The organism is Paenibacillus turicensis, assembly GCF_017873435.1.
In the GTDB taxonomy this organism is placed as follows: Bacteria; Bacillota; Bacilli; order Paenibacillales; family Paenibacillaceae; genus Fontibacillus; species Fontibacillus turicensis.
Genome location: NZ_JAGGKG010000005.1, coordinates 111798 through 125980, shown reverse-complemented (window position 1 = coordinate 125980; position 14183 = coordinate 111798). Strand labels below are relative to the sequence as shown.

The 14183-nt window shown below is 38.2% G+C and carries 11 protein-coding genes; 8 read left to right on the top strand and 3 right to left on the bottom strand.

Going from position 1 to position 14183, the window contains the following annotated elements; translation table 11 throughout:
* Positions 1–186 precede the first annotated feature (186 nt).
* Complete coding sequence (locus J2Z32_RS07185) at positions 187–588, top strand: SH3 domain-containing protein (protein ID WP_210088503.1); 402 nt, start codon at positions 187–189, stop codon at positions 586–588.
* A 147-nt stretch (positions 589–735) separates the two neighbouring features.
* On the opposite strand, the gene ilvD is transcribed toward J2Z32_RS07185, so the two are convergent.
* Positions 736–2424 (bottom strand): dihydroxy-acid dehydratase, encoded by a 1689-nt coding sequence (gene ilvD / locus J2Z32_RS07180; protein ID WP_210088502.1) that lies wholly within the window; start codon positions 2422–2424, stop codon positions 736–738.
* A 177-nt stretch (positions 2425–2601) separates the two neighbouring features.
* On the opposite strand from ilvD, the gene J2Z32_RS07175 reads away from it, so the two are divergent.
* Together J2Z32_RS07175 and mgrA are read left to right on the top strand one after the other, a co-directional pair.
* Positions 2602–3345: an NAD-dependent protein deacylase gene (locus J2Z32_RS07175; protein ID WP_210088501.1), complete on the top strand. Its 744-nt coding sequence runs from the start codon at positions 2602–2604 to the stop codon at positions 3343–3345.
* Positions 3346–3423: 78 nt separating this feature from the next.
* The gene (mgrA, locus tag J2Z32_RS07170; protein WP_210088500.1) at positions 3424–4428 is read left to right on the top strand and encodes an L-glyceraldehyde 3-phosphate reductase; all 1005 of its coding nucleotides are present in this window, start codon (positions 3424–3426) and stop codon (positions 4426–4428) included.
* A gap of 126 nt (positions 4429–4554) precedes the next feature.
* Here mgrA and J2Z32_RS07165 read toward each other — a convergent pair whose 3' ends face one another.
* A complete protein-coding gene (locus J2Z32_RS07165; RefSeq protein WP_210088499.1) occupies positions 4555–5415 on the bottom strand; it encodes an AraC family transcriptional regulator in 861 nt (286 codons plus the stop codon).
* Positions 5416–6260: 845 nt separating this feature from the next.
* Between J2Z32_RS07165 and J2Z32_RS07160 the strand changes: the two genes are divergently transcribed.
* The 4 genes from J2Z32_RS07160 to J2Z32_RS07145 all read left to right on the top strand — a co-directional run bounded on the left by J2Z32_RS07160 (position 6261) and on the right by J2Z32_RS07145 (position 11390).
* The gene (locus tag J2Z32_RS07160) at positions 6261–7439 is read left to right on the top strand and encodes a galactokinase (RefSeq protein ID WP_210088498.1); all 1179 of its coding nucleotides are present in this window, start codon (positions 6261–6263) and stop codon (positions 7437–7439) included.
* 1 nt (position 7440) lies between these two features.
* Positions 7441–8427: a UDP-glucose 4-epimerase GalE gene (gene galE, locus J2Z32_RS07155; protein WP_210088497.1), complete on the top strand. Its 987-nt coding sequence runs from the start codon at positions 7441–7443 to the stop codon at positions 8425–8427.
* A gap of 27 nt (positions 8428–8454) precedes the next feature.
* A complete protein-coding gene (locus tag J2Z32_RS07150) occupies positions 8455–10035 on the top strand; it encodes a UDP-glucose--hexose-1-phosphate uridylyltransferase (protein ID WP_210088496.1) in 1581 nt (526 codons plus the stop codon).
* Between the two features lie 191 nt (positions 10036–10226).
* The gene (locus tag J2Z32_RS07145) at positions 10227–11390 is read left to right on the top strand and encodes an iron-containing alcohol dehydrogenase (RefSeq protein ID WP_210088495.1); all 1164 of its coding nucleotides are present in this window, start codon (positions 10227–10229) and stop codon (positions 11388–11390) included.
* Between the two features lie 219 nt (positions 11391–11609).
* Here the strand turns inward: J2Z32_RS07145 and J2Z32_RS07140 are convergent, their stop codons facing one another.
* Complete coding sequence (locus J2Z32_RS07140; protein WP_210088494.1) at positions 11610–11987, bottom strand: hypothetical protein; 378 nt, start codon at positions 11985–11987, stop codon at positions 11610–11612.
* Positions 11988–12101: 114 nt separating this feature from the next.
* Here J2Z32_RS07140 and J2Z32_RS07135 point away from each other — a divergent pair, with 114 nt between their 5' ends.
* On the top strand, positions 12102–14108 hold the full coding sequence (locus J2Z32_RS07135; RefSeq protein ID WP_210088493.1) for a M28 family metallopeptidase: 2007 nt from the start codon (positions 12102–12104) through the stop codon (positions 14106–14108).
* Positions 14109–14183: the final 75 nt, after the last annotated feature.

The following is a 14183-nucleotide window of genomic DNA, read 5'->3' as shown; positions in this document are numbered from 1 at the left end:
CAGTAATCCATATAACCATTGAATAATTTGTAAATTATGCTACAATAGATTTGTTGTTGGAATATATTTCTAATTATCTTAATTTTAAGAACCACCTAAATTCCAACTTGTATTACTGCTTTGAACGATGGTTCTAACATCTAGAGAAACTCCGGATATTATTAAAAATAATAGGGAGGAAAAAAGATGTTTAAAAAAATCGTAGCAGTATCCTTGATTACAGCCACATTAATCGTCCCCTCAGAGGCAGCGTTTGCATATGACAATACAAGCAACACAAGTGATATTGGACAAGCTCAAATGGCAGTCCAACCAGAGGTGCTTGCTGGATTAGTGCCTGTCCAATCAGTACAGTCAATTGGTATCATAACCCCTTTTACTTCTACCTATAGAATAACTGGAAATGGAGTTCGAATAAGAAGTACCCCTTCAACTTCAGCTACGATCAAAGGCCTTCTTTATAAAGGTGATCTTGTTACAGGATATGAAACAACCATTAAAGAGGGCTATGAGTGGATGAAAGTAGAAAGTCAGGCTACAGGAATAACTGGCTGGGTTGTAACCAGCTATGTTGAAGAATGGGGTTAAGCAATAAACATTAAAATATAATTATTTCAATATATTCCGATAACAAAAGAGACTCCTAAGTCTTGTAAATAAGATTTGGGAGTCTCTTTTAAATTGTCGGATTAGATTGATTAGCTACTCATTTTAGTTGCTATATCAAGTTCATTCTTAAATTTTCAATACGCCACCTTGGCTTGCATTTGTAACCAGCTTGGAGTAACGTGCCAAGTAACCTGTTTTTACTTTAGGTTCGAACTCTGTCCAGTTCTCATTGCGACGACGTGCCAATTCTTCATCAGAGACGTGAAGCTCTATTTTACGATTGTTAAGATCAAGCTCAATAATATCGCCATCCTCAACAAAAGCAATAGGTCCACCCTCTGCAGCTTCAGGCGAAATATGACCGATACTAATTCCACGAGATGCCCCTGAGAAACGTCCGTCTGTAATAAGACCAACCTTAGCACCTAAGCCCATACCAGCAATTTGTGAGGTTGGTGCTAGCATTTCTGGCATACCAGGTCCACCCTTAGGTCCCTCATAACGAATAACCACGACATGTCCTTCTTTAACCTTACCATTTGCAATGCCATACAATGCTTCATCTTGTGAGTCAAAGCAAATTGCAGGACCTTTGTGATAACCACCCACAGAAGGATCAACCGCACCTACTTTGATAACAGAACCTTCAGGTGCCAAATTACCGTAAAGAACTGCTAGTCCACCACGCTCAGAATATGGATTATCTATAGCATGAATAACATTATGATCCTTAATTTCATGTCCGGCTACATTTTCAGCAATTGTTTTGCCAGTTACCGTCATTTGATCGCCATGGATAGCACCCGGTTTTTTGAGTAATTCGTTAAGAACGGCACTTACGCCACCTGCATTTTGTACATCCTCGATAAAGTAATTAGATGCAGGAGCAAGCTTAGAAATATGTGGAACACGGTTAGCAACTTCATTAATACGCTCTAAAGGATAATCGATACCTGCTTCTTGAGCTAATGCCAATGTATGAAGAACTGTATTCGTAGATCCTCCCATTGCCATATCAAGTGCAAATGCGTTATCAATCGCTTCTTTAGTAACAATATCACGAGGCTTCAAGTCTAGCTTAATTAACTCCATAAGCTGCTTCGCAGATTGTCTTACAAACTCACGACGTTCTTCCGCTACAGCTAGGATTGTCCCATTTCCAGGCATCGCAATCCCTAATGCTTCGGCAAGACAGTTCATGGAGTTTGCAGTAAACATACCTGAACAAGATCCACAGGTTGGACAACCAAATTGTTCTAATTCAAGTAGTTCATCATCCGTAATTTGACCAGTTTGGTGAGCACCAACACCTTCAAATACAGAAGTTAAGGACAGTTTGTTTCCTTTACTGTCTACGCCAGCCTTCATAGGTCCACCACTGACAAAAATGGTTGGAATATTTACACGTAAAGCACCCATCATCATCCCTGGCGTAATTTTATCACAGTTAGGAATACATACCATGCCATCAAACCAGTGAGCAGAAACGACCGTCTCTAAGGAATCAGCAATAATTTCACGACTCGGTAAGGAATATCTCATTCCAATATGTCCCATTGCGATCCCGTCGTCTACACCAATCGTATTAAATTCAAATGGAACGCCACCTGCCTCGCGAATTGCATCTTTAACAATTTTTCCGAATTCCTGCAAGTGGACATGTCCTGGAACGATATCGATATAGGAGTTGCACACGGCAATAAACGGTTTGCCAAAATCTTCCTCCTTTACCCCAGCGGCACGTAGCAAGCTACGGTGAGGTGCACGATCAAAGCCTTTTTTAATCATATCAGAACGCATTTTCTTGGCTGCCATGTTATTCAACTTCCTCCCATTTATATATATTGTAGTGAATTGTAGCTTTAATTAGCTAAAGGTTTTCTCAATAGTCTAACACATGTAGTAAAGTTTTTCTATCCATCCTTTTTGTTTATTGGATGAAAATATTGTTATGTTGAAATGTTATAATAAAAACGAAAGGAGTGGTGTGATTTGAATCAAGAACAGATTTTGGCTGATTGGATAAAAGATAGTAAAAAAATTGTGTTTTTTGGAGGCGCGGGCATTTCAACTGAAAGTGGTATTCCTGATTTCCGTTCAGCAGCAGGACTTTATCAGGCCCAGCATCAATCGCCATATTCACCTGAGGAAATACTCAGTCGTCGTTTTTTTAATCGACATCCTGAAATTTTCTTTGATTTTTATAAATCTAAAATGCTACATTTAGATGCACAACCTAATGCTGCTCATCAGTTTTTAGCTAGACTTGAACAAAATGATCAATTGGAAGCGATAATTACACAAAATATAGATGGATTACATACAGATGCAGGCAATAAAAAAGTATGGGAATTGCATGGATCAATTCATCGTAACTTTTGCATGGGTTGTGGTAGATTTTATTCTTTAGATGAAGTTGCTAATAGTAATGAGGTTGTTCCTCGATGTGGCGATTGTGGAAAGATCGTTAAACCTGACGTTGTGTTATATGAAGAAAATTTGAATGAAAATGTAATTTCGGGTGCGATTGAAGCTATGCAGCAAGGAGACTTATTATTGATTGGTGGAACCTCCCTTACTGTCTATCCTGCTGCTAATTTTATTCATTATTTTAGAGGGGGCCGTATTGTTTTATTGAATTCATCCTCAACTCCATATGATGATCAAGTGGATATGCACATAAAAGAGCCAATTGGTGCTGTACTAGAAAGAGTGGGGAAAATCATTTCTCTTTAGCTCTCTTTGACGTTATAATGACCTTATGAAAGCGTAAGCATGTTTGACCCAATTCGATATGAAAGAAGGAGCGCTTAAATGACATATACAGCAAATGAACATCGATATGATACGATGGCATATAATCGTGTGGGGAAATCTGGATTAAAGCTACCAGCGATTTCATTAGGGCTATGGCATAATTTTGGAGGCATTAATTCCTTTGAAAATGGGAGAGAAATGATACGCACCGCATTTGATTTAGGTATTACTCATTTTGATTTAGCAAATAACTATGGTCCCCCTCCTGGGTCAGCTGAAGAAATGTTTGGACAAGTACTAGAGAAAGACCTAGCTCCTTATCGAGACGAGTTAATTATTTCGACTAAGGCAGGTTACAACATGTGGCCGGGTCCTTATGGAGAATGGGGCTCTCGCAAATATTTAGTATCCAGCCTTGATCAAAGTTTAAAACGCATGGGATTAGAATATGTAGACATTTTTTATTCACATCGCTTTGACCCCGATACTCCATTGGAGGAAACGATGATGGCGTTAGACCACATTGTCCGCTCTGGTAAAGCATTGTATGTAGGAATTTCAAGCTATGATCCTGCACAAACCGCTGAAGCTGCAAAAATTTTAAAATCACTTGGCACGCCACTGCTCATTCATCAGCCTGCTTATTCTATGCTTAATCGCTGGATTGAAGATGGCTTACAAGATGTACTAGAGGAGAATGGTGTTGGCAGCATAGCTTTTTGTCCATTAGCTCAAGGCTTGCTAACAAATAAATATCTCAATGGAATTCCAGAGCAATCTAGAGCAAAAAGTGCAAGTGTATTTTTAAATGAACAAAATATTACGCCGGAATTGCTACGAAAAGTACATGCATTAAATCAGATTGCTGTAGCTCGTGGACAAAGCTTAGCTCAATTAGCGCTTGCTTGGGTATTGCGTAACGGTAAAGTGACCTCTGCTTTGATTGGGGCAAGTAGAGCCAGTCAAATTGAAGAAAATGTTAAAACATTAGACAACCTAGATTTTTCAGCAGAAGAATTAGAGCGAATCGAAATGATTTTGAATAGCGCTGGAGAGCATTAATAAACGGAAGACGAGTGTAGAATCATAACTATTAAATTGTTTAAACGCAACCTGAATATGGGTTGCGTTTTTTTGCAACTTATTAATAATGCGATCATTATTTAATTACTTTTAAAATTTACTTTATTACGATTTTCTTGTTACGGATTTGCGATAATCACTTGGAGATTTCCCATATATTTTACGAAATTGTCTTGAGAAATAAAGAGGATCGGTCATTCCCACTGAAGCTGCAATTTGCTCGATGGATAGTTCAGGTTTACTACGAAGCAATTGTCTTGATTTTTCAATTCGTAGCTTTAATAAGTAAGAGACAGGCGTAGTTCCCGTTTCTTTACGGAAAATACGAGACAAATAGGCACGATTGTAGCCTAAGCTGTGACACATTTGCTCAATCGAGATTGGATAAGCATATTGGCTAGACATATAGTGGATCATCTGTTTTACAATTCGTTGTACTACCGTTTCACCAACAGGTATAGGCGAGTCCTTAAGCAACGTTTCTTTCGCTTCACCCATAATAAGATATAAGTATCCGAGAGATAATAAATTAGCGCCTAATTTACGGTTGTGGAAAGCCTCTAGCACTTCAAAAAGCATTTTAGAAATTTCGCTATCTGCTCCAGGTGTAAATACGGTGATTTGTGGCGTAAACCCAGCCTCTTGAATCAAGGCTTCAGCGCCAGCACCTGAAAAGGCAATCCAGCGATAACGCCATGGTTCAATCGGATCGGAAGCATAGCTCACTAACTGATTAGGTGGAATCAGAAAGCAATCTCCCGCTTGTAATGTGTACACAATTGAATCGTTTACAAACTGCCCTTTGCCATGCTCGATAAAATGTAATAAATAATAATTATATATTTTAGGACCTAGCTTGTGCTCGGCCTCAGTTTGACTAGCGCCTGCAAACAATACGTGTAGGTTGCTGTTGCTATCAGCATCACCTTCAGGATTTGCCGCCGAATAATAAGTAACATCCGCCATACCGTCTCACCTCAACCTATAAATTTAGTTAATAAAGCTACTATGTAAACAATGCTATTTGAATAGGATAATAATTTGACTCCCCAACTAAACTAGTGAAGAGACAGGGGGATTGTGGAGAAGCGGAGCGTTCGTATTTAAAATCAAATTTTAACCTATACAGTTCGTTCAAATAAAATTTGATTTTAACAACGATCGAAACAACCCTCTGGAACGTAACGCCCCCTCCCCATCTTCACCTTTGAATATAAATAAGTTTTAAAATATTCCTTATTAATGAAATACTTGTTAACCACCTGAATTTGTGAAGAGACAGGGGGATTGTGGAGAAGCGGAGCGTTCGTATTTAAAACCAAATTTTAACCTATACAGTTCATTCAAATAAATCTGATTTTAAGAGCGATCGAAACAACCCTCTGGAACGTAACGCCCCCTCCCCATCTTCACCTTTGAATATAAATAAATTTAAAAATATTCTTTATTAATAAAATACTTGTTAACCACCTGAATTTGTGAAGAGACAGGGGGATTGTGGAGAAGCGGAGCGTTCGTATTTAAAATCAAATTTTAACCTATACAGTTCTTTCAAATAAAATTTGATTTTAAGAGCGATCGAAACAACCCTCTGGAACGTAACATCCACCTACTCAGTTAACAAGTATTTCATTCATTCTATTGTTTTTAACTCATTTATATTCTAAACCCTAAAGTCACATAAATCCATATTCAACTAACATAGATACATTATCATTTTTCGCTATATTCTTTATACTTAAATCAAGAAGGATCCATCTTAAAATTAGCCTTTGAAACACAATAACATGTTAGCGAAGGAGTTAAATACAATGAATAAACAAGAACTAAAACAATTATTTTTAACACGTTATGAGGAAAATGAGCAATCCCTGCATTTTTTTAATGCACCTGGTCGTGTTAATTTGATTGGTGAGCATATTGACTATAACGGTGGGTATGTATTGCCTGCTGCACTTGAATTCGGAACAACGTTGATCATTCGTAAGCGGAACGATGATCTTGTAAATTTAAAATCTACAAATATACCTTATGAAGCTTCCATTCAGCTACACAATATTGGAGTGGAAAAAACAGGTGAGTGGGTGGATTACCCATTAGGCATTATCGTTGAGCTTAAAAAAATGGGAGTAGAACTGACTTCTGGTTATGACCTATTGTTCCATGGGGAAATTCCAAATGGTTCTGGCCTTTCCTCTTCTGCTTCTATTGAAGTAGTTACTGCTTACAGCTTGCTTGGGATGGAAGGTAAAGCACAAGACAAGGTAGAAATTGCGGTATTATCACAACGAACTGAAAATCAATATGTAGGTGTAAATAGTGGCATCATGGATCAGTTTGCAGTTGCAAACGGAGCAAAGGACCATGCGATTTTGTTAATGTGCGACACATTGGAATATGATCTAGTACCTTTCCGCACAGGTGCTTATAAAATTGTGATCAGTAACACTAATAAGCGTAGAGGGCTTGTGGATTCAAAATATAATGAGAGACGTAGTGAATGTGATGCTGTGCTTGCTACTTTACAGCAACAAGAGCCAGAACTTAACTATCTTGCACATTTAACACCAGAACGGTTTGAACAATTAAAGGATTTAATTCAGGATGACGTGCTGCTACGTCGCGCTACGCATGTTGTAGAAGAAAATGCTCGTGTTTTAAAATCGGTGGAAGCTCTCAAGGGCAACGATTTACAGTTGTTTGGTAACTATATGAACGCTTCTCATGACTCCTTACGTGATCTTTATGAAGTTAGCTGTCTGGAGCTAGATGTGTTAGTTGAGGAAGCACGTAAAATTAAAGGAACATTAGGCTCTCGAATGACAGGTGCAGGTTTTGGAGGTTGTACGGTATCGTTAGTCCATGAGGATGATGTGGAGCAATTTGTAGCCGAAGTAGGTAAAGCATATGAGGCACGCACAGGACTTAAGGCAGACTTTTATATTTGTGGTGTAGGTCAAGGTGTACATGAAATAAAGGAGGAAAAATAACATGGCTATTCTCGTAACAGGTGGAGCAGGGTACATTGGATCTCATACAGTCGCAGAATTGCTTAGTCAAGGCAAAGAGGTTGTTGTGATTGACAATCTACAATCTGGACATCGGGACGCATTACTTGGAGGTAAGCTGTACGAGGGGGATCTTCGTGACAAAGCTTTATTAGCAAAGTTATTTTCCGAAAATGAAATTGAAGCTGTGATTCACTTTGCAGCTAACTCTCTTGTTGGTGAAAGTATGCAAAAGCCAGTTAAATATTATGACAATAACGTCTACGGCACATTATGCTTATTAGAAGCGATGGATGAAGCAAATGTACGTAAGATTGTATTCTCCTCTACTGCTGCAACCTATGGTGAGCCTAATAAAGTGCCAATTGAAGAAAGTGATCCTACAAATCCAACTAATGTATATGGGGAAACCAAGCTGACGATGGAACGCATGATGTCTTGGTTTGATAAAGTGTTAGGGATCAAATATGTAGCGTTGCGTTATTTTAATGCAGCCGGTGCACATCCTAGTGGCAAAATTGGTGAAGATCATTCTCCAGAAACACACCTGATTCCATTAATTATCCAAGCGGCACAAGGTAAACGTCCAGCAATTTCAGTCTTTGGTGATGATTATCCAACTGCTGATGGCACTTGTGTACGTGACTACATTCATGTAAGTGATCTGGCGGATGCGCATGTGCTTGCGGTTCAGCATTTGCTAGCGGGTGGAGAAAGTGATGTGTTTAATCTCGGCAATGGTCAAGGCTTTTCAGTCAAAGAGGTGATTGCAAAGGTACAGGAAGTAACAGGTCGTAGCTTCCCAGTAGAAATCAGTCCAAGACGTGCTGGTGACCCTGCGGTGCTCATCGCTTCCTCTGAAAAAGCTAGAAAGGTGCTTGGCTGGAATCCTTCTCGTAATCGGCTTGATGATATTATCGCAAGTGCTTGGGGTTGGCACGAACAACATCCAGACGGCTACAATGACTAAGCTTGATGATAAAGGAGGGTGTTTAAGGTGACCGCACAAGATGAACTAAAAAATGAAGCACTTTTTGCAATAGAGCAGCTAGTCCGTTACGCATTCGAGCAACGTTTAATCGGAAATGAGGATATTGATTTTTCTCGCAACCAATTGTTATCCCTTTTTCAAAGTGATGAGCCGTATTTAGGTAATCAGCCTACAACGTCGATATCAAGTCCTGAAGCACCGCTTGATGTATTAATGGACTATGGCTATTCTATTGGACTTATTGCAGAAAACTCAGATACGTATCGCGATTTGTTAAATGCAAAAATTATGGGCTTGCTTATGCCACGTCCATCTGAGACGATTGCAGCCTTCAAGCAGACCACTGAAACAAAAGGTATTGAAGCAGCAACGGACGAATTTGTTCATTTATCTACGGCAAGTAACTATATTCGGATGGATCGTATTTCTAAAAATATGTATTGGGAGCAAGAAACGGATTTTGGCATGATGGAAATCACGATTAATTTGTCTAAGCCAGAAAAAAATCCTAAGGAAATTGCAGCAGCCAAGCTGTTACCTCCACCGATCTATCCTAAGTGTCAATTATGTCGCGAAAATGTAGGGTATGCAGGGCGACTTAATCATCCTGCTAGGCAAAATTTAAGAGTCATTCCAATTGAGCTAAACAATGAACCTTGGTTTTTTCAGTATTCACCTTATGTTTATTACAATGAGCATTGTATCGTGTTCCATCATGATCATGTTCCGATGAAGCTGACGAAGGAAACCTTCCAGCGTCTACTTGATTTCGTAGAACAGTTTCCCCACTACTTTGTAGGCTCAAATGCAGATTTGCCGATTGTAGGGGGCTCGATTCTTACACATGATCATTTCCAAGGTGGACATCACACCTTCCCACTGGAAAAAGCACCAAGTGAAGCAACGTTCACCCATCCAGATTATGAAGGGGTAACTGTAGCGATGGTGAAGTGGCCTATGACCGTCATTCGCTTACAAGGTAACGATAAGCAAGCTGTGCTTGAGGCGGGCAATGATCTCTATGAAAAGTGGAAGCAATACAGTGATCCAGATGTAGACGTATATGCCTTCTCCAAAGGGGAGGATGGAACTACGGTTCCTCATAATACCGTAACACCGATTGTACGTCGTAGTCAGGCTGGGGGCTATGAGATGGACGTGGTATTGCGTAATAACCGTACCAACGAAGAGCATCCAGAAGGAATTTTTCACCCACATCGTGAAATGCACCATATTAAAAAAGAAAATATCGGCTTAATCGAAGTGATGGGCTTAGCTATTTTACCGGGTCGCTTAAAGGAAGAATTAAATGACATTGCTTCGATTTTGAGTGGGAATGAAGCTTTGTATAAAGAAGCTTTGGAAACTGGAGGTCATCCGCTAGCTGTTCATAAAGAATGGATTGTGCAATTAGTTGAACTGCATGGAACAAGCCTTACTTTTGATGAAGCACAAGGCTTATTACAAAATGTAGTAGGTGTGAAGTTTGCGGAAATTTTAGGTCATGCGGGTGTGTTTAAAAATGATGAAGCAGGGCGTATTGCCTTCCGTAAGTTTCTAATTGAAGCAGGCTGTGTGGAAAAATAAATAAGTTTTAACCCATATACTTGATTTGCTACTGTAGTGGTTGATTGGAACAAAAAGGGAGAGGAAATTTCATCATACCTCCGTTGTTCCATCAGCCCCTATTTTTTTATTATGATGTCATTTGTAATTTAAGGTAGGACAGTCCTATAATATATAGTGGTAGTTACAAATTTAAAGCGGAGGTACAATAAATGAATACTTTTACTTTTCATAATCCAACCAAGTTAATTTTCGGCAAAAATACATTATCCTCTTTAAGTAAGGAAGTAGAGAAATTTGGACGTAATGTACTACTTGTTTATGGTGGCGGAAGCATTAAACGTACTGGCCTATATGACGAAGTGAAAACTGAATTAAGTAAAATTAATGCAGTTGTAACTGAACTAGCTGGGGTTCAACCTAACCCTCGTTTATCCACTGTACATGAAGGTGTAGACTTATGTCGCAAGCATCATATTGATCTTGTTCTTGCTGTTGGTGGAGGCAGTGTGATTGACTGTGCTAAAGCGATTGCTGTTGGTGCTAAATATGATGGAGATATGTGGGATTTTGCAGAGCGTAAAGCGGTTGCGCAAGGTGGACTTCCACTAGGTACCGTGTTAACCATTGCAGCTACAGGCTCTGAAATGAATGCAGGTTCTGTTATCACTAACGAAAAAACAGAAGAAAAATTAGGCTGGGGTAGCTATTATGCATTCCCTGCTTTTTCAATTTTGGATGCGACGTACACAGCAACTTTACCAAAGGATCAAACTGTATATGGCATGGTGGACATCATGTCTCATGTATTTGAAACATACTTCCATCCAGATAAAAATACTTTATTGCAGGATGAATTTTGCGAGGGTTTGTTGCGTACAGTGATTGAAACTGCACCTAAACTGATTGCCGATCTTCAAAGCTACGAACATAGAGAAACTATTTTATTAGCTGGAACAATGGCTTTAAATGGCGTATTAAGTATGGGTGTTCGTGGTGATTGGGCAACACATAACATTGAGCATGCCGTATCCGCGGTGTATGATATTCCGCATGGTGGTGGCTTGGCTATCTTGTTCCCACATTGGATGAAATACAATATGCATCATGACCTTGCACGTTTCAAACGTTTGGCTGTTAAGGTGTTTAATGTTGATCCTACAGGTAAAAGTGATGAGCAGGTTGCAGAGGAAGGAATTTCAGCACTTCGTGCGTTCTGGGATTCCATCGGGGCACCAAGCCGCTTAGCAGATTATGACATCGATGATAGTAAGCTTGAACTAATGGCAGATAAAGCAGTTCGATTTGGTTCATTTGGTAATTTTTCGAAGCTGGAAAAAGAGGATGTTATGGAGATTTACCGCAGAGCGTTATAAGTTTTGTGACTGTCATTACATTACTGTGTAAAATGAAAATAAGGTATAATAGTAATTAACATCAGAGAAGCGACTAATGAGGGTTGTCCTATTAGTCGCTTCTTTTTCATACCCAAAATACTAGGGTACGCTTTTAAATTAGTTTATGACTGGATTAGGTATCAGATCGTTTTTAATTAAGTATGAGAATATATGCTTTAGATGCCATTAATGAAAAGGTTAGTGACGATATTGATGGGAAGAACGTATATGTATACCTTCAACAGTTTGGCTTTTATTACCACAAGCACATGCGTATGTTTTGGATTCGTACCAGTTTGTAATTTCACACATAACAGACTTTTCAGTCCCATTAGATTCTCTAATCCATATAGAATGAGAACCCCCTGAATGTGATACTTCTGTTTGTCCTACAAGTCTAAGTACATGTTGACCGTTTGGATAATAACCACATGCCTCAGCATGTAACTCAATTCCTGATGATGGTGAAATACTGTTTGGTTGAGCTTCTACTGTGATACCATCTGCTAGTGCAGTACCTGATAAACTTGCGAATAGAGTTAACGAAGCAACAATTGTTGAAAAACGTTTTTTCATTTTTTCACCTCCTTTCAAATTCTATTATAATTAATGTTACATTAATCCAAATAGTATATATTTTGCTAAAATATGATATTATTATCCTGAAATTTGATAAAATAGGAGGATTATATGCATACATATCGGACTAATAAAATTACAATGGCTATAGTTATAATGATGTCAGTTTTTTCATTAGCTTTAGCGGGCTGTCAAGCCTCTACAAGCAAACCGTCAGAACCGATGGAAGTGATTGAACAATTAACTAGTAATAAGATGATGGGACGGTTGCCAGGAACCGAAGGGAACCTAAAGGCGAGTGAATATGTAGAAAAGCAATTTCAACTAATTGGGCTTAAACCTTTTAAGGGAAATTCATTTAAGCAGTCCTATCAGCAAGATTTCTTTGATCCCAATAAGCAAACATATATGATGAAAGTAAACCTTAAAGACGGGACCAGCAAAGAATTTAAGTATGGACACGATTACGTAGAGCAAAGAGTGAACTTTAAATTTAATACAGAAGCTGACTTTACATTTGATATAAATGATGTTGATCTAGGAAAAAAGGTTTTGATACTTGAGGACATGAAAAGCTATGACATGACAAAGCAGCAAATTCAACCCAAAGCTATATTAATATCAACCTCTAATTTAAAAAAGCTTTTACCTACAGAATCGAAAGAACAGCCGTTTTATCAAATTAGCCCAGATACATATCAATGGCTCTATACCCATATGGATCAAATACAAAAAATGCAACTGTCTATGGAGTTAGAAAAGGAATCTATTCAGGTTAATAATATTGTTGGTGTGATTGCTGGCAAGCAAAACCAAGATCAACGTCAGGCAATTGTTATTTCGGGTCATTTTGATCACGTTGGGTGGAATACTGGCAAAAAGGAAGAAATTTATCGAGGGGCAGTGGACAATGCGTCTGGTGTCGCAGCCATGTTAAAGCTTGCTTCATTGTTACAAGAGAATGCAAGCAAAACCCCTTTTGAAAGTGATCTTATTTTTGTTGCATTTAATGGGGAAGAGTCTCATTTTCAGGGTAGTAAAAAATTTGTAGCGCAATTAGGTAATACCTATGAACATGTGTTTAATATTAATTTAGATTGCTTAGGTGTTATAGACGGTGGAAAAGCAATGCTTGATGGGGAAGAAAACGATGTGTTAGTCAATAGTATGTTAGATTTCTTTCATGAAAAAGGAGTTTCAGCGGTAAAAAGTAATATCATCGGGAGTGATCATTTATCTTTTTCAGCAGAAGGTATTCCGGCATTAACAGTAACTCAAGAAGAATATAACTTTATTCATACTAAAACAGACACGTTGGAGCGTATTGATGAGGTTATGTTAACTAAGATGATTACGATCGTGCATCAATATATTTTAAAAAATGAGCCTACCTTGGCTCAAATGAAGCAGCAGGGTAAAACTGAAATGCCGGTCAATTCAATTTTATCACCAGAACAAGAGAAGTATTATGATGAACTAGGGAAACAAGTGGAGCAAGAACGCAAAAATATGAAATTAGGACAATACATGTATAAAGGAACAAAGGAAAAGTCTCTTGGTGTAATAAAAGAGTCCGAAGGTTATTCTACAATAGATCAGATAAAAAAAGACTTTGATAAAATGATTGTGTTGCCTAGTCTAGCCAACTATGTCTTTGATTCAGCACGTATACGAATTAACTGGGATAATGACAAAATGTTAGGATTCGATAGTATTGAGCTTAATAAAAAATATGAAATACAATTCAATACTCAAGATATAGTTGATTTATTTCTCACATACCGTAACAAGGATAACAAAGCGTTAAGAGTTTTGCTAAGTAAAGAAAAAATACAGTATTTAGAGGGAGAGGGCGTCACAATAGCTACTAAAACTTATGGTGAACAGGAGTACACAATAGCTTCTACTGAAAAAAATATAATGTTATATACAGATATAAAAATAAAGGATACAACCTATTTTATTCAAATATATGGTGAACAATTTAATATCTCTGAGCAAAACGGAGTTAAGGAAGAAATTTCTATTTTAGACTGGCCAAAGGATGAATCATATCAGCATATTAAGTTCACTCATGAGCTACCGTGGAAGGATATAATTACAAAACTAGGGTTCTAAAAAACACCCTAATTTCCTATTACATGAATAATTTATGAAACGAAAATGACAATTCACCGTATAATTAGTTATATT

Bases quoted from the DNA above. Each gene is read 5' to 3' on its own strand.
- J2Z32_RS07185 (WP_210088503.1), top strand. From the start codon at position 187: ATGTTTAAAAAAATCGTAGCAGTATCCTTGATTACAGCCACATTAATC.
- ilvD (WP_210088502.1), bottom strand. From the start codon at position 2,424: ATGGCAGCCAAGAAAATGCGTTCTGATATGATTAAAAAAGGCTTTGAT.
- mgrA (WP_210088500.1), top strand. From the start codon at position 3,424: ATGACATATACAGCAAATGAACATCGATATGATACGATGGCATATAAT.
- J2Z32_RS07165 (WP_210088499.1), bottom strand. From the start codon at position 5,415: ATGGCGGATGTTACTTATTATTCGGCGGCAAATCCTGAAGGTGATGCT.
- J2Z32_RS07160 (WP_210088498.1), top strand. From the start codon at position 6,261: ATGAATAAACAAGAACTAAAACAATTATTTTTAACACGTTATGAGGAA.
- galE (WP_210088497.1), top strand. From the start codon at position 7,441: ATGGCTATTCTCGTAACAGGTGGAGCAGGGTACATTGGATCTCATACA.
- J2Z32_RS07145 (WP_210088495.1), top strand. From the start codon at position 10,227: ATGAATACTTTTACTTTTCATAATCCAACCAAGTTAATTTTCGGCAAA.
- J2Z32_RS07140 (WP_210088494.1), bottom strand. From the start codon at position 11,987: ATGAAAAAACGTTTTTCAACAATTGTTGCTTCGTTAACTCTATTCGCA.
- J2Z32_RS07135 (WP_210088493.1), top strand. From the start codon at position 12,102: ATGCATACATATCGGACTAATAAAATTACAATGGCTATAGTTATAATG.